Source organism: Massilia sp. CT11-137 (assembly GCF_047302885.1).
In the GTDB taxonomy this organism is placed as follows: Bacteria; Pseudomonadota; Gammaproteobacteria; order Burkholderiales; family Burkholderiaceae_D; genus Telluria; species Telluria orientalis.
Window position 1 is genome coordinate 1,426,670 of sequence record NZ_JBKYMP010000001.1, and the last position, 15,376, is coordinate 1,442,045.

At 64.7% G+C, this 15,376-nt stretch carries 15 protein-coding genes and 1 tRNA gene; 10 read left to right on the forward strand and 6 right to left on the reverse strand.

The window, feature by feature from the left end; genetic code table 11:
* Window positions 1-230 precede the first annotated feature (230 nt).
* The 3 genes from ACEN98_RS06395 to ACEN98_RS06405 all read left to right on the forward strand — a co-directional run bounded on the left by ACEN98_RS06395 (window position 231) and on the right by ACEN98_RS06405 (window position 3,662).
* Window positions 231-2,603 carry a dockerin gene (locus ACEN98_RS06395; RefSeq protein ID WP_413382708.1) on the forward strand — a complete coding sequence of 791 codons (2,373 nt, stop codon included), beginning with the start codon at window positions 231-233 and terminating at the stop codon, window positions 2,601-2,603.
* Window positions 2,604-2,663: 60 nt separating this feature from the next.
* Window positions 2,664-3,248: a VPLPA-CTERM sorting domain-containing protein gene (locus ACEN98_RS06400; RefSeq protein ID WP_413382710.1), complete on the forward strand. Its 585-nt coding sequence runs from the start codon at window positions 2,664-2,666 to the stop codon at window positions 3,246-3,248.
* A gap of 120 nt (window positions 3,249-3,368) precedes the next feature.
* The gene (locus tag ACEN98_RS06405) at window positions 3,369-3,662 is read left to right on the forward strand and encodes a GIY-YIG nuclease family protein (RefSeq protein ID WP_413382713.1); all 294 of its coding nucleotides are present in this window, start codon (window positions 3,369-3,371) and stop codon (window positions 3,660-3,662) included.
* Window positions 3,663-3,770: 108 nt separating this feature from the next.
* Here ACEN98_RS06405 and purD read toward each other — a convergent pair whose 3' ends face one another.
* The 3 genes from purD to ACEN98_RS06420 form a co-directional block, all read right to left on the reverse strand.
* Window positions 3,771-5,042: a phosphoribosylamine--glycine ligase gene (gene purD / locus ACEN98_RS06410; RefSeq protein ID WP_413337379.1), complete on the reverse strand. Its 1,272-nt coding sequence runs from the start codon at window positions 5,040-5,042 to the stop codon at window positions 3,771-3,773.
* A 16-nt stretch (window positions 5,043-5,058) separates the two neighbouring features.
* Window positions 5,059-5,784 carry a YebC/PmpR family DNA-binding transcriptional regulator gene (locus ACEN98_RS06415; RefSeq protein WP_413382716.1) on the reverse strand — a complete coding sequence of 242 codons (726 nt, stop codon included), beginning with the start codon at window positions 5,782-5,784 and terminating at the stop codon, window positions 5,059-5,061.
* A gap of 104 nt (window positions 5,785-5,888) precedes the next feature.
* Window positions 5,889-6,659 carry a DUF2182 domain-containing protein gene (locus ACEN98_RS06420; protein ID WP_413382719.1) on the reverse strand — a complete coding sequence of 257 codons (771 nt, stop codon included), beginning with the start codon at window positions 6,657-6,659 and terminating at the stop codon, window positions 5,889-5,891.
* Window positions 6,660-6,826: 167 nt separating this feature from the next.
* On the opposite strand from ACEN98_RS06420, the gene ACEN98_RS06425 reads away from it, so the two are divergent.
* Genes ACEN98_RS06425 through ACEN98_RS06440 form a run of 4 tightly spaced genes read left to right on the forward strand, consistent with a single transcriptional unit; the run spans window position 6,827 to window position 9,298 of the window.
* Window positions 6,827-7,753: a DMT family transporter gene (locus tag ACEN98_RS06425; protein WP_413382722.1), complete on the forward strand. Its 927-nt coding sequence runs from the start codon at window positions 6,827-6,829 to the stop codon at window positions 7,751-7,753.
* Between the two features lie 21 nt (window positions 7,754-7,774).
* Entirely contained in the window at window positions 7,775-8,155 is a 381-nt protein-coding gene (locus tag ACEN98_RS06430; RefSeq protein WP_056130395.1) for a methylglyoxal synthase, read from the forward strand.
* A gap of 19 nt (window positions 8,156-8,174) precedes the next feature.
* Entirely contained in the window at window positions 8,175-9,155 is a 981-nt protein-coding gene (locus ACEN98_RS06435; RefSeq protein ID WP_413382725.1) for a quinone oxidoreductase family protein, read from the forward strand.
* A complete protein-coding gene (locus ACEN98_RS06440; RefSeq protein ID WP_200948778.1) occupies window positions 9,152-9,298 on the forward strand; it encodes a hypothetical protein in 147 nt (48 codons plus the stop codon). The genes ACEN98_RS06435 and ACEN98_RS06440 overlap by 4 nt, the downstream gene beginning before the upstream one ends.
* A 99-nt stretch (window positions 9,299-9,397) precedes the next feature.
* Here ACEN98_RS06440 and ACEN98_RS06445 read toward each other — a convergent pair whose 3' ends face one another.
* Window positions 9,398-10,036 (reverse strand): DUF4136 domain-containing protein, encoded by a 639-nt coding sequence (locus tag ACEN98_RS06445; RefSeq protein ID WP_413382728.1) that lies wholly within the window; start codon window positions 10,034-10,036, stop codon window positions 9,398-9,400.
* Window positions 10,037-10,252: 216 nt separating this feature from the next.
* Here ACEN98_RS06445 and pepN point away from each other — a divergent pair, with 216 nt between their 5' ends.
* The 3 genes from pepN to ACEN98_RS06460 all read left to right on the forward strand — a co-directional run bounded on the left by pepN (window position 10,253) and on the right by ACEN98_RS06460 (window position 14,311).
* Window positions 10,253-12,910, forward strand: coding sequence for an aminopeptidase N (pepN, locus tag ACEN98_RS06450; protein ID WP_413382731.1), 2,658 nt, complete (start codon window positions 10,253-10,255; stop codon window positions 12,908-12,910).
* A gap of 145 nt (window positions 12,911-13,055) precedes the next feature.
* Complete coding sequence (locus ACEN98_RS06455; RefSeq protein ID WP_413382734.1) at window positions 13,056-14,057, forward strand: class 1 fructose-bisphosphatase; 1,002 nt, start codon at window positions 13,056-13,058, stop codon at window positions 14,055-14,057.
* A 178-nt stretch (window positions 14,058-14,235) separates the two neighbouring features.
* Window positions 14,236-14,311 (forward strand) — tRNA-Thr (locus ACEN98_RS06460).
* Between the two features lie 159 nt (window positions 14,312-14,470).
* Here ACEN98_RS06460 and ACEN98_RS06465 read toward each other — a convergent pair.
* Window positions 14,471-14,848 (reverse strand): hypothetical protein, encoded by a 378-nt coding sequence (locus ACEN98_RS06465; protein ID WP_413382737.1) that lies wholly within the window; start codon window positions 14,846-14,848, stop codon window positions 14,471-14,473.
* The gene (locus ACEN98_RS06470) at window positions 14,845-15,366 is read right to left on the reverse strand and encodes a penicillin-insensitive murein endopeptidase (protein ID WP_413382740.1); all 522 of its coding nucleotides are present in this window, start codon (window positions 15,364-15,366) and stop codon (window positions 14,845-14,847) included. Before ACEN98_RS06470 ends, ACEN98_RS06465 begins: the two co-directional genes overlap by 4 nt.
* Window positions 15,367-15,376: the final 10 nt, after the last annotated feature.

Here is a 15,376-nt window from a genome sequence, read left to right on the forward strand (position 1 = left end):
ATAGGCCGGTGTCGGAACGAGTTAATAACGAAAACGACGGAGACCTTCATGGAACACACGATCCCTCTTCGGCCGCGACCTTGACGCGGTCCGCGCCCGGGCGGTAACGCCACCAGTCATTCCCCATCCATCATTTCGATCGTGACGGACCGTCTTCGGCCGTGCCCGGCGGGGTGGTGCATCGCAGCAAACGACCGGCAGCAACGGTTCAACTTTCTCGGAGTCCAAGTATGAAGAAGCAATATCTTGCGCTGGCCTGCGCTGTGGCGGGCCTGGTGGCAGCGTGCGGTGGCGGTAGCAGCCCGTCCTCGCAATCGCCTTCCTTTGCCGCCATGATCGGCAGCGCGTCCGGCGGCGGCGCAAACGTTGCGACGACGGGTAGCCGATGGCAGAGTGTCAAGTACGGCGGTAGCGGCTACGTGACCGGGCTGATCTTCCACCCGACCAGCCCGAACGTGCTGTATGCGCGCACCGACATGGGCGGGGTCTACCGCAGGGATACGGCCACTTCCGGCTGGACGCCGATCACGGACAGCTTCGGCATCCGCGAAGAATTCTATAACGGGGCCGAAAGCGTGGCCCTGGATCCAACCGACGACAAGCGCGTGTACCTCGTCACGGGCATGTACGACTGGTCGGGACCCAACGCCCGCCTGTATATTTCCACCGACCGCGGCGACAACTGGACGCACGTGGACCTGCCGTTCCGCGCCGGTTCCAACGATCCGGGCCGCGCCATCGGCGAGCGCCTGATGGTCGATCCGAACCAGCCGTCGGTCCTGTACTACGGTTCGCGCACGTCGGGCCTGTGGAAGAGCTCGGACTACGGCCAGACCTGGAACCAGGTCACGTCGCTGACGTCGTTCCAGTATCCGGGCGACCAGATCGGTTCCCTGCCGGGCCGTACCTCGGGCGGCATCGAGAGCGTGCTGTTCGACACCTCGACCACGGGCGCGGGCACGGCCACGCAGACCATCTACACGGCGGTGGCCCCGGATTACGCCGCCGCGGCCGGCCTGACCGCCAACCTGTACAAGTCGACCGACGGCGGCGCGACCTGGACCGGTATCGCGACGCCGGTCACGGGCTACTATATTCCGCACATGGTGCGTGCCAAGGACGGCATCATCTACGTGGCGTTCACCAGGGACATGGGCCCCGGCGCCGGCGGCCCGGCCCGCCTGTACAAGTTCGACGGTACGAACTGGACGCTGCTGAAGAGCTACGATACGGAGCAATGGGTGAACTTCGGCATGGGCGGCCTGTCGGTCTCCGGTTCCGGCCCGACCACCCGTATCGCGCTGGGCGTGTCGAACTCGTGGGGTAACTGGCAGGGCCAGCCGGTCGTGCAGGTGTCGGACGACGCCGGCCTGACCTGGCGCGAGATCGCGTCGATGACCCCGCACACCCCGTCCGACGTGGACTTCTCCGGCTGGGTGGACGACGTCGAGATCGATCCGAACAACCCCGACCACATCCTGCACGTGTTCGGCGGCGGCATCTGGGAGACGAAGACCGCATCGGCCACCACGCCCACGTGGAACCTGGACGTGACCAACCTCGAGGAAACCGCGACGATCAGCCTGACGACCCCGCCGAAGGGCGCCAACTATGCGCTGCTGCGCAGCTCGGGCGACATCGGCACGCATGTGCAGACCGAGGTGCTGAAGAAACCGACGCGCGGCCCGCTCGGCTACTTCAGCAACGGCCACTCCGCCGACACGGCCTGGTCGAATCCGGCCTACATCGCGGCGGTCGGCACCGGCGGCTGGGTCCAGAACAACCCGCGCGGCGCCTACTCGACCGACTCCGGCGTGACCTGGACGCCGTTCGCCAGCAAGCACCCGGACGCGGCATCGAACGACCACCAGGGCGGCGAGGAAACGATCGCCGTGACGGCGCCGGGCAAGGCCGTGTGGGCGCCATCCGGTGCGCGTCCGGCGTACACGACCGACAACGGCGCCACCTGGACGTACACGAACCTGCCGGACCTGCCTGCGGTGGGCATCGGCCGCGGCTACCGCGTCGTCGCCGACCGCAAGAACCCGAACAAGGTCTATGCGTTCAACTCGGGCGGCGCATGGTGGAACCAGTGGTCGGACACGTCGCACTTCTGGTACTCGAACGACGGCGGCCACACCTTCACCGAGAGCACGACGTTCGTGAGCGCGGGCGCGCGGGTGGCGGCGTTCTACCAGTCGTCGATCGCCGTCAATCCGAATGCCGAAGGCGATGTCTGGGTGGTCGACGGTTTCAGCATCCTGCACTCGACCGACTCGGGCGCAACCTGGACGAAGCTGGACGTGACGGCGCCGGACTGGGGCAGCAACGAGACGTGGAGCTACCCGCAGGTGTACGGCGCGACGTCCATCGCGCTGGGCAAGGCGCCCGCCGGTGCGACGTACTCGTCCTCGATCTACATCGTCGGCATCATCAACAACGTGTGGGGCGTGTACCGCTCGGATGACGGTGCCAAGACCTGGCGCCGGATCAACGACGACAAGCACCAGTACGCCGGCATCAGCAACCTGGCGGCCGACCAGACCGTACCTGGACGCGTCTATGCCGCCGGCGCGGGCCGCGGCGTGTTCTTCACCTACTGATGATGGCAATGCCGGCGCCCGCGATGGCGCCGGCGGTATCGAATATTTTCGGAGACTTTCATGAAATTCAAATCCATTCTCGCCGCCGTCGCCTTCATGGCAGCAGGCAGCGCCGGCGCCACCGTCCTGAACTTCGATGGCCTGACCGAGATGATGTACGGCGACGGTTTCCCGCTGGCCGCCAGCATGACGTACAACGGCCCGAACCTGACCTATGTGGAATCGGGCTTCCAGGTCACGCTGAACGCGCCGGGCGCGGACGCGGACGCGGCCCACGTCGGCGACGGCACGTACGAGCCGTCGACGTACAACTGGCACGACGGCATGGAAAACGGCTGGGACACGTTCGTCACGCTGACCCGCGTGGGCGGCGGCAAGTTCAACCTGAACAGCTTCGACTACTTCATGGATTGGAGCGACGTGTCGGCCGACGGCGTGTCGGTCGGTTCGATCCAGGACTCGGGTACGTGGAGCACGGTCCTGACCGGCATCACCGAACTGCGCATCGGCTCGGGTGCCTACAACCAGATCGACAACGTCAACGTGGAAGCGGCCGCGCCGAGCGGTTCGGTGCCGCTGCCGGGGACGCTGGCGCTGATGCTGGGGGGACTGGCCGCGGGTGGCGTGGCGCGTCGCCGGAAATAACGTCGTTCCCGCGGAGGCGGGAACCTAATTTCGCCTTCGAAGTCGATTTTCTTGCGACTTCTCAGCATCACATCGAGTCCTCGACCCGACCATGCCGTTTTCGGAACCGGGGACTCGAACATGGACAAGTCGAGCTACGTCTATATGCTCGCAAGCGAACCTTACGGGACGTTATACGTCGGTGTAACGTCCGATCTTGTCAAACGCGTTTGGCAACATCGCCAGGGTTTCGTCGGTGGATTCACGAAAGACCACGGTACGAAACACCTCGTCTGGTACGAGGTACACGCCGATATCATGCAGGCCATTACGCGCGAAAAGCAGATCAAGCGATGGCGGCGGGATTGGAAGGTCAATCTCATCCAGGGGATGAATGCCGGTTGGCGGGATCTCTACGATGAGATTTGCAGGTAAGTTACGAAAACTTGGATCCCCGCCTGCGCGGGGACGACGTGTTCAATGTGTTGGCCTCAAAACCGTCGTCCCTGCGAAGGCAGGGACCCAATTTCGCTAAAGCAGCGCTTACGCCTGCTTGATCCCACGCCACCCGATGTCGCGCCGATACTGCGCACCATTGAAGTGGATCTTCTCGACGGTCTCGTACGCCTGCTTCTGCGCCATCTTGACGCTGTCGCCCAGGCCGACGACGCACAGCACGCGGCCGCCCGACGTCTGCAGCGTGCCGCCCACGATCTGGGTGCCGGCGTGGAAGGTGACGCATTCCGGCGTTTCGGCCGGGATGCCGTCGATGATGTCGCCCTTGGCCGGCGCGTCCGGATAGCCGGCCGCCGCCATCACGACGCCCACCGCCGTGCGGCGGTCCCATTCCAGTTCCACCTTGTCCAGGGTGCTGTTGCAGGCGTGTTCGAGCACCGTCACGAAGTCGCTCTTCAGGCGCGTCATGATCGGCTGCGTTTCCGGGTCGCCCATGCGGCAGTTGAATTCGATGACCTTCGGCACGCCGGCCGCGTCGATCATCAGGCCCGCGTACAGGAAGCCGCTGTACGGGATGCCGTCCTTGGCCATGCCCTGGATGGTCGGGTTGATGATCTCGCGCATCACGCGCGCGTGGATCGACGGCGTGACGACCGGTGCCGGCGAGTATGCGCCCATGCCGCCCGTGTTCGGGCCCTGGTCGTGGTCCTTCAGGCGCTTGTGGTCTTGCGACGTGGCCAGGGCGATGACGTTCTTGCCATCGCACATGACGATGAAGCTGGCTTCTTCGCCGGCGAGGAATTCCTCGATGACGATGCGTGCGCCCGCGTCGCCGAAGCGGTTGCCCGACAACATGTCGTCGGCCGCCTGGTGCGCTTCTTCCAGCGTCATCGCGACGACGACGCCCTTGCCGGCGGCGAGGCCGTCGGCCTTGATGACGATCGGTGCGCCCTGGGCGTCGATGTAGGCGTGGGCCTGGGCGACGTCGGTGAACGTCTGGTACTGCGCCGTCGGGATGCCGTGGCGGTGCATGAAGGCTTTCGCGAAGTCCTTCGAGCTTTCCAGCTGGGCCGCTTCCCTGGTCGGGCCGAAGACCTTCAGGCCGCGCGCGCGGAACAGGTTGACGATGCCGGCCGCCAGCGGCTGTTCCGGCCCGACCAGCGTCAGGTTGACGTGTTCCGCGACGACGAAGTCGGCCAGCGCGGCCGGGTCGGTGATGTCGATGTTGATCAGGCGCGCATCGCGCGCGGTACCGCCATTGCCCGGTGCGACGTAGACCATCTGGACGCGATCGGATTGGGCCAGTTTCCAGGCCAGGGCATGTTCACGGCCGCCAGAGCCGACTACCAGGATTTTCATGGATTGCTTTCGCTGCTTACTCTTCAATGACTGCGTTCGTATAGACTTCCTGCACGTCGTCCAGGTTTTCCAGGGCGTCGAGCAGTTTCTGCATCTTGAGCGCGTCTTCGCCGGTGAACACCGTCTCGGTGTCCGGCTTCATGATGACTTCGGCGGAATCGGCCTTGAAGCCGGACTTTTCCAGGGCTTCCTTGACGCCGGCAAAGGCGTTCGGGTCGCACAGCACTTCGAAGCCGCCTTCGTCGTCCGGGATGACGTCGTCGGCACCGGCTTCCAGCGCCGCTTCCATCAGCTTGTCTTCTTCGACGCCGGGTGCGAACAGGAACTGGCCCGTGTGCTTGAACATGAACGCGACGGAGCCTTCGGTCCCCATATTGCCGCCGAACTTGCTGAACGCGTGGCGGACTTCGGCCACCGTGCGTACGCGGTTGTCGGTCATGCAGTCGACGATGATCGCCGCGCCGCCGATACCATAGCCTTCGTAGCGGATTTCTTCGTAGTTGACGCCTTCCAGGCCGCCCGAACCGCGCTGCACGGCGCGGTTGACGTTATCCTTCGGCATATTGGCGTCGGCCGCTTTTTCGATGGCGAGGCGCAGGCGCGGGTTGGTGTTGGCGTCGCCGCCGCCCATGCGGGCCGCGACGGTGATTTCCTTGATCAGTCGGGTCCAGATCTTGCCGCGCTTGGCATCAGTGGCGGCTTTCTTGTGCTTGATGTTGGCCCATTTGCTGTGTCCAGCCATGTCGAGTCTTCCTTAGACAGGGAACCTCGGCAAACTGCAATCTTCGAGGTCCCGGGTATTGATAATCCTCGACATTTTATCATAGCGCATCCGTCTAAATACTGTCAGGGAAACAACAACGCCGTGCCTAGTCCGACCAGCCCGAGCCCCGTCGCGCACGCCACCACGTGCCCGCCGGGCAGCAGTTTTTCGGCGAGGATCAGCGCGATGAGCCCGGCGATGACGGGCAGGTTCAGCACGCCCGCCGGCAGCACGAGCGCGAGCAGCAGCCAGCAGCAGCCCGTGCAATACCGCGCATCCGCGACGCCCATGCGGAACGCGCCCCACATCCCGCGGCGCCAGTGTGTCAGGACGAACGCCAGCGGCGCGCGGCAGTTGTCGAGGCACACGTGCTTGGCGGGCGTCCACTGGTAGACGCCGGCCGCGACGAGGGCGAGGGCGCCGACCGTCGGGTGCGCGATGGCCATCGTCTCGTCGAGCCCGCCGGCGTCGTGCAGCTGCCAGTCGGCCAGTGTCGCGGCGAGGGCGCAGCAGGCCCAGACGAACAGATAGCCCAACATGAACAGGAACGTGGACGGATAGACCCAGCGCTCGCGCACGAGCCGCTTCACGCGGGCGTACAGCAGCACGGACGGCGCGGCCGCCGGCAGCATCATCGCGGCGATGACGACGGTCCATAGCGCCAGCAGGCGCGCGAGGTCGTCCTCGTGGTACGGCCCGACCCGGAAATGGGCCGCGTTACCCGTCCCCAGCGGCGACAGGCGACCGACGCGAAACAGCAGAAACGCCCAGCACAGCGCCGCGAGCAGCACGAGCAGGGTCAGGACGACGGTGCGGTCGGCACCGGGGCGGCCGACGCCGCTGGCGCGGCTCATCGGGGGCGCGCTCCGGCCGGTTGCGCGGTTGCGTGGTGTGCCATGGACATCTCCCGAAAAGTTGAGCTGTGATGCGGTTGAGTATCGACAGCGATTGGACCGCATCCGGCCGGCTGCGTTCGGAGGCGTCCTCAGCCGGCTATGCGGATTCCCCGTACAATCGTCGGATGAGTAAAACCGCAGCCGACTTACCTGTTGTACCGACCATACGCCCGGCCGCGCTGGGCGGCCTGGCGATCGCCATCGGCGGTGCCGTTCTGTTTTCCACGAAGGCCATCGTCGCCAAACTGCTGTACCGCTACCACATCGACGCCGTCACATTGATCGCGTTCAGAATGCTGTTCTCGCTTCCGGTGTTTGCGGCCGTGGCGGTGTGGAAGATGCGGACCGAGCCGCCGCTCGCCGTGCGCGACCGCTGGCGCCTCGCCGGACTGGGCCTGATCGGCTACTACCTGTCGAGCTACCTCGATTTCCTCGGCCTGCAATACATCTCGGTGGGCCTGGAGCGCCTGATCCTGTTCCTCACGCCGACGTTCGTCCTCCTGATCACGGCGCTCGTCTTCAAGCGCCGCATCGGCCGCGCGGAGTGGATCGCGCTCGCGCTGTCGTACTGCGGCATCGTGCTCGTGTTCGCGCACGACCTGAAGGGCGGCGGGGGGAGCACGGTCACGGGCTCGCTGCTCGTGCTCGGTTCGGCGGCGTGCTACGCGGCCTACCTGCTCGGCACGGGCGAGATGGTGCGCCGCATCGGTTCGCTGCGCCTCGTCGCGTACGCGATGTGCGTGTCGAGCGCCGCGTGCATCGCGCAGTTCTTCATCCTGCGGCCCGCCAGCATGCTGGTGCAGCCGCTGCCGGTTTACGGGCTCTCGCTCGTGAATGGGATATTCTGTACCATCTTCCCCGTCTTCATGACGATGGCGGCGGTCCAGCGCATCGGTGCGACGACGGCATCCCAGGCCGGCATGATCGGTCCGGTGTCGACGCTGTTCCTGGGCTGGGCGCTGCTGGGAGAACCGATCACGACCGTGCAACTGGCCGGAACGGGCCTGGTGCTGGGCGGGATCTATTTGCTGTCGAAGAAAAAAACACCCTGACAAACCGAAACGGAACGGAACATGAAACCTCGCATCGCCCTGATCGCCCACGACAAGAAAAAAGACGACATGATCGCCCTCGCCGCCGAGTACGTGGATTTCCTGCGCGGCTGCACGCTGTCGGCCACCGGCACCACGGGCGGCCGCCTGATCAACGAGCTGGGCCTGGAGGTGACGCGCATGCATTCCGGTCCCGTCGGCGGCGACCTGCAGATCGGCGCCCAGCTGGTCGAGGGCGAGATCGACTGCGTGATCTTCCTGCGCGACCCGATGACCCCGCAGCCGCACGAACCGGACATCAACGCGCTGGTCCGCGCCTGCGACGTCCACAACATCCCGTGCGCGACGAACGTGGCGAGCGCCCATCTCGTGCTGTCGCAGCTGCAGTCGAAGGCCGACTGATTCCCGGGGGAGAGCGGCCATGACGACGGCAAAGGCGATCCGCTTCGCGCGCACCGGCGGGCCCGAGGTGCTGGAATACGTCGACGTCGAGGTCGGCGAGCCCGGCCCCGGCGAGGCACGCGTGCGCAACCACGCGATCGGCGTGAATTTCATCGACACGTATTTCCGCTCCGGCCTGTACCCGCTCGACCTGCCGAACGGCCTCGGCCAGGAAGCGGCGGGCGTCGTCGAGGCGGTGGGCGAGGGCGTCACGCACGTGAAACCGGGCGACCGCGTGGCGTACGCGGCGCGCCCGAACGGCGCCTACAGCCAGCTGCGGGTGATGCCGGCCGACGTGCTCGTGCATCTGCCGGACGCCATCCCGTTCGAGACGGGCGCCGCGATGATGCTGCAGGGCCTGACCGTGCAATACCTCCTCAAGCAGACTTATGCCGTGCAGCCGGGCGAGACGATCCTGTTCCACGCGGCGGCCGGCGGCGTCGGCCTGATCGCGTGCCAATGGGCGCGTGCGCTGGGCGTGAACCTCATCGGCACGGTGGGGTCAAACGAGAAAGCGGCGCTGGCGCGGCAGCGTGGGGCGGCGCATGTCATCAACTATCGTGACGAGGATGTCGTGCAGCGCGTACTGGAGATCACGAACGGAGCAAAGGTGCCGGTCGTCTACGATTCGGTCGGCAAGGACATGTTCACGCGCTCGCTGGACTGCCTGCGGCCGCGCGGGCTGATGGTCAGCTTCGGCAATTCGTCGGGACCGGTGGCGCCGTTCTCGCTGAACGAATTGTCGGCGCGCGGCTCGCTCTACATCACGCGGCCGACCCTGCAGTCGTATGCGGCCACGCGCGCGCAGCGGGAGGCGATGGCGGCCGACCTGTTCGACGTGGTGGCGAGCGGTAAAGTGAGCATCGACATCCACCAGCGTTTTCCCCTCGCCGACGCGGCCCAGGCCCACATCGCCCTCGAAGGGCGCCGCACGACGGGCAAGACCATTTTGCTGCCATGAGAGAATTTAGCGACGACAACGAACCGCCGATCGATCCGCAACCGGCGGCGGAGCCGCACTTCGGGCGCTTGCTCGTGGTGCTGATGCTGGCGGTGCTCTTGATTATCGGGATTACGTTCCTGTCGGAAGCGTACCTGGGATGAAACCAACGTCGTCCCCGCGCAGGCGGGGACCCAAGTTTGCATGAACGCACAGGAAATTGGACCCCCGCCTTCGCGGGGGCGACGGTAATTTTGCGGCACTTAGCCGTTCTGCCGGGGCTCCTGCTTCAACTCGATCACGCGCGACCCGCCATTCGGTCCCGGGAACCCTTCGAACGCGCTCTGCACGAGGGCCGGCATCACGGCCGGGGTCGACATCTGCCGGCTCACGTTGCGCACCGTGACGTCGAACAGGCGCTTGCCGTCCGCGGCCGAGGCGATCGACAGCTGCAGTTGGCGGTGGTAGCGGTGTTCTTCCTGCACATCGTACGCTGGTACCGGGCCCCAGAACGGATCGTAGAACGGGCTGTACCAGCCGCCCCAGTAGCGCCGGCGCCAGCCCATGTAGGCGAAACGGGGCGAGTAGTACGTCGGCGCGAAGGTCGGGTACAGCACCTGCGTGGGCACGTCGATGGTCGAGAAGCGCATCGATACCTTCAGCGCGGGCGCCCCCTGCGCCTCGTGGAAACCGAGGCGGGCGAGCTGGGCGCGCACGAGGTTTTCGTAGCTCTGCAGCTCGAGCGTGTTGTCCTGCGGAGGCGGCGTCTCGAACGCATAGCTCTTGTCGGGCAGCTGGGCGGGCCACTGGTTGAAGGTGGTGACGTCACTGCGGATCGTCGTCGCGCAGCCGCCCAGCAACAGGCTCAGCGATGCGACCGCCGTGATCATGGTACGTTTCATGACGAGCTCCATCTATTCGGTTCCCGATGTGTCGGGTTTCAATTCCTGTAATCGGTCTTGTTCAGGAGTACATCTTATTCCTGATGCGTGATGTACGTCGATACATTTACGCGTGGTTACTACCTGTACATGGCGATACATTCGAAAGGTACGGATCGTGGTGTAAAGCTGTTGGTAAAATAAGCATCCCACCAACGGCTTTGCGGACTCCCGACCATGCGCACCGATACGCCCCAGACTATCTACCGGAAGGATTACACTGCCCCCAGCTACCTGGTTGATACCGTCGAACTCGGCTTCGACCTCGACCCGGCCCGTACCGTCGTCGCCAACCGGATGACGGTGCGCCGCAACCCTGCCAGCGCGCAGCGCGAAATCGAGCTGTACGGCGAAGACATCGAACTGGTGACCTTGCGCCTGAACGGCCGCACGCTGGCCGAGGGGGATTACGTGATCGAAGGCACCCTGCTGCGCATCCCCAACGCCCCGGAAGAAGCGACGCTGGAAATCGAGACCATCTGCGTTCCGGAGAGCAATACTACCCTCAGCGGCCTGTACACGTCCAATGGCAGCTTCTATACGCAGTGCGAAGCCGAGGGTTTTCGTCGGATCACGTATTTTCCAGACCGCCCGGACGTGATGGCGCGCTTCACCGTCATGCTGCGCGCCGACAAGGACAAGTACCCGGTGCTGCTGTCGAACGGTAACCTGATCGAGGAAGGCGACCTTCCCGACGGCCGCCACTACGCGCTGTGGGAAGACCCGTTCAAGAAGCCGTCGTACCTGTTTGCCCTCGTCGCCGCGCGCCTCGTCTGCCAGGAAGAGAATTTCGAACTGGCCGACGGCCGCACCGCGCTGCTGCAGGTCTGGGTGGAAGAGGGCAACCTCGACAAGACGGACTACGCGCTGCAGTCGCTGAAGCACAGCATCCGCTGGGACGAGCAGCGCTGGAACCTGGAACTCGACCTGGACCGCTTCATGATCGTCGCCGTGGGCGACTTCAACATGGGCGCGATGGAAAACAAGGGCCTGAACATCTTCAACACGAAGTTCGTGCTGGCCAATCCGCGCGTCGCGACGGACGTCGACTTCCAGGGCATCGAGGCCGTCGTCGGCCACGAATACTTCCACAACTGGACGGGCAACCGCGTCACGTGCCGCGACTGGTTCCAGCTGTCGCTGAAGGAAGGCCTGACCGTGTTCCGCGACCAGGAATTTTCGGCCGACATGATCGGCACGAACACGGGCCGCGCCGTCACCCGCATCGACCAGGTGCGCACCCTGCGCCAGGCCCAGTTTCCGGAAGACGCGGGCCCGATGGCCCACCCGGTCCGTCCCGACTCCTTCGTCGAGATCAATAATTTTTATACCGTCACCGTCTACGAAAAGGGCGCCGAGGTCGTGCGCATGTACCAGACCCTGCTGGGCCGCGAAGGCTTCCGCAAGGGCATGGACCTGTACTTCCAGCGCCACGACGAGCAGGCCGTCACGTGCGACGATTTCCGCCTGGCGATGGCCGATGCCAACGGCCGCGACCTGACGCAGTTCGAGCGCTGGTACAGCCAGGCCGGCACGCCGGTCGTGCAGGCCGAAACGCGCTGGGACGAACAGGCGCAGACCTACACCCTGCGCCTGGTCCAGTCGTGCCCGCCGACGCCGGGCCAGGCCGAGAAACTGCCGTTCCACATCCCGGTCGCCGTCGGCCTGCTGGGCCGGGACGGCCGCGACCTGCCGCTGACCATCGACGGCAAGGACCATGGGACGACGGCCGTGCTGGAGCTGACGGAAGCGGACCAGACCTTCGTCTTCACGGGCGTGATGGAACAGCCTACGCCGTCGATCCTGCGCGATTTTTCCGCCCCGGTGATCCTGAAGCATGGCTACAGCGACGCCGAACTGGTGCACCTGTTCAGCCATGACAGCGACCCCGTCAACCGCTGGGAAGCGGGCCAGCGCCTCGCGATGAGCCGCCTGCTGAAGCTGGCCGGGCAGGTGGCCGGCGCCGGCAACGTCGTCGACCGGCTCGACCTGGACGACACGTTCGTCGACGCCATGCGCAAGATCCTCGTGGACGACACGCTCGATCCGTCCTTCCGCGAGCAGGCGCTGCTGCTGCCGACGGAATCGATGATCGCCGACCAGCTGGACGTCGTCGACCCGCTCGCCATCCACCTGGCGCGCCAGTTCGTCCGCGCCGACATCGGCGCGCGCCTGCGCACCGAGCTGCTGGCCCAGTACGACGCCAACCAGACGCCGGGCGAGTACAGCCCGGATGCCGGGTCGATCGGCAAGCGCGCCCTGAAGAACCTCGCGCTGGCCTATCTGAATGCCGCGCCGGACGAGGCGAGCCTGGCCCTCGCGCAGAAACAGTTCGACGGCGCGACGAACATGACGGACCGCGTGGCCGCGCTGTCGGCCCTCGTGCATGCGCGCGCGCCCGCGGCGGCGGATGCGCTGCAGCGCTTCTACGACGAGTTCCAGGGTGAAGCGCTGGTCGTGGACAAATGGTTCGCGATGCAGGCCGCGGCCCCGACGACCGACGTCAACCGCGTACGCGAATTGATGACGCACAAGGCCTTCACGCTGCGTAACCCGAACCGTGCGCGCAGCCTGGTGTCTACGTTCTGTGCCGGCAATGCGGTGGGCTTCCATGCGCCGGACGGCAGCGGCTACGCATTCTGGGCCGAGCAGGTGATCGCGCTGGACGCGCTGAACCCGCAGGTCGCCAGCCGCCTTGCCCGCGCGATGGACCGCTGGCGCCGCTACACGCCGGACCTGCAGGCCCACATGAAGCGGGCGCTGCAGCAGGTCGCGGGGCAGGCGAAGCTGTCGAACGACGTGCGCGAAGTGGTCAGCAAGGCGCTCGCGAATTGATGGGATGCAGGGTGGGCACGGGGTGCCCACCCTACGGTTGTTTTTGTCGCGATCGTGAATACATGACGGACCGTAGGGTGGGAGGCCTCCGCCCACCATGGCGCAACCACCGCAATAACGAATTTCCACAAACCAAAGGAAGTCCATGAAACGTGTCAGCCTGACGCAATACCTCGTCGAGGAACAGCGTCTCCACAACAATATCCCGGCATCGCTGCGCCTCCTGATCGAGGTGGTGGCCCGCGCCTGCAAGACCATTTCCCACTCGGTCGGCAAGGGCGCGCTCGGCGACATCCTCGGCAGCGCGAACACGGAGAACATCCAGGGCGAGGTGCAGAAGAAGCTCGACGTGATCTCCAACGAGATCCTGCTCGAAGCCAATGAATGGGGCGGCCACCTGGCGGCGATGGCATCGGAAGAAATGGAATCCATCCACCCGATCCCGAACCGCTATCCGATGGGCGAATACATGCTGCTGTTCGATCCGCTGGACGGCTCGTCGAACATCGACGTCAACGTCTCCATCGGCACCATCTTCTCCGTGCTGAAGGCGCCGGAAGGCATGACGGCCCCGACCGAAGCCGACTTCATGCAGGCCGGCAGCAAGCAGGTCGCGGCCGGCTATGCCGTGTACGGCCCGCAGACGATGCTGGTGCTGACCACGGGCGCGGGCGTCAACTGCTTCACGCTGGACCGCGAGATGGGTTCCTGGGTCCTCACGCAGAAGAACCTGCAGATCCCGGAAGAGACGAAGGAATTCGCCATCAACATGTCGAACCAGCGCCACTGGTATCCGCCCGTCACGCGCTATGTCGACGAAATGTTGGCTGGTAAAACCGGCCCGCGCGGCAAGGATTTCAACATGCGCTGGATCGCCTCGATGGTGGCCGACGTGCACCGCATCCTGAACCGCGGCGGCATCTTCATGTACCCGGCCGACCAGCGCGACCCGTCGCAGCCGGGCAAGCTGCGCCTGATGTACGAAGCGAACCCGATGGCCTTCATCGTCGAGCAGGCGGGCGGCGCCGCGACGGACGGCAAACAGCGCATCCTCGACATCGCGCCGCAGAAACTGCACCAGCGCGTGCCCGTGTTCCTGGGCTCGAAGAGCGAGGTGGAACGCGTGACGAGCTACCACCAGGAATAATTTTCAGCGTGTCCGCATAAAATTGCCGAGCCGGACTAGCAAGTTTGCGGAGTTGTTGTTAGAATGCGGGCTCCTTCGCGCTGCAGCTCATCTGATGAGCGAAGCGCGCGAGACCTCGGGTCGCCAACAGTCTGATGGCAGGTAGCACGGACACAGGTTAAACGGTTGTTCCGGTTTAGCCGCTGTAGCTCAGTCGGTAGAGCAGCGCATTCGTAATGCGAAGGTCACCAGTTCGATTCCGGTCAGCGGCACCAAAATTCAGCAGTAAGATCAAAGGGTTACAGGCGAAAGCGTGTAACCCTTTTTTCTTTTCGGCGCCACTCTCGGGCTTGTGTAACCGCTGTGTAAGCCGCGTGCACCTATACTGTTGGCCAAGGTGGATACGAAGTTGATCCACCAAACCCGACATGCGATCAGCAGATCGACCCGTTCGTGCTCTTGCCTGTTGGTACGTCAAGACCAAAATAGCAAGAATATCCCTCCTTCTCGGTGTAGGTGCAGGAGAGGTCGCCTTTGTTCCTCTCTCGGTAATCCTCGGCACCGCTACAAGGGGTCTTTGTGTCTGGCCCAATCTGGTCGAACAGCCCCTTCGCGAGTGGCCCCTTGAACATGAACGCCACCTTCTGGTCCTTTTTCGTTGGGGGCATCATGTCACCCAGCTCGCCGCCGTACACTTGGTAGTCGCCCTTCAGCGGCTTCGGGCGGCCGTCCCAGGCTTCCGGCTTCTCGGCGGCCTGGGCTAGCGTGTACAGGGCAAAGGCCGCGACGATGAACACCGCGCGCGCGCTCATGATGCGTACCTCGGCCAGAGCTCAACGTGGAAGTGGTCGTTGTGGTTTATGACAGTCTTCACGCGCGCGGGACCTAGCGCTTTTTGCGCCACCTCGTCATTGAAAAAAACGATCCTCGTCCACGGGTGATCTAGGAACAGACGAATCAGCGTGACCGTGGCCTCCTGGTCGTACACCTTGTCCTTGTAGTTGCAGCGAGCGCCTTGGCCCGTCACGTAGTCTTTGCGCACCGGGCGGCAGTCCATCTCGATACCGAGCTGGTGCGTTTTGTGTCCGTCGAACGGCTCGCCTCCGTCGATGCTGATGTTCCCGATCCCGAACTTCCGGTCACACATGGCTTGCCACTCTCGTTCGATCTGGAAAATGAAACTGAGCATGTTGGGGTGGGCGTACTGCGCCAGATGGCCGGTGCCAGGCACTTGGTGCAGGTTCCCGTACACGTAGTAGCCCGCATCCTCGGGCGCTTGCGGCAGCATGAAGTAGCCGCGCTGGTCTTTCGGTTGAATCGGGATCGCCATGGCGAGTTCC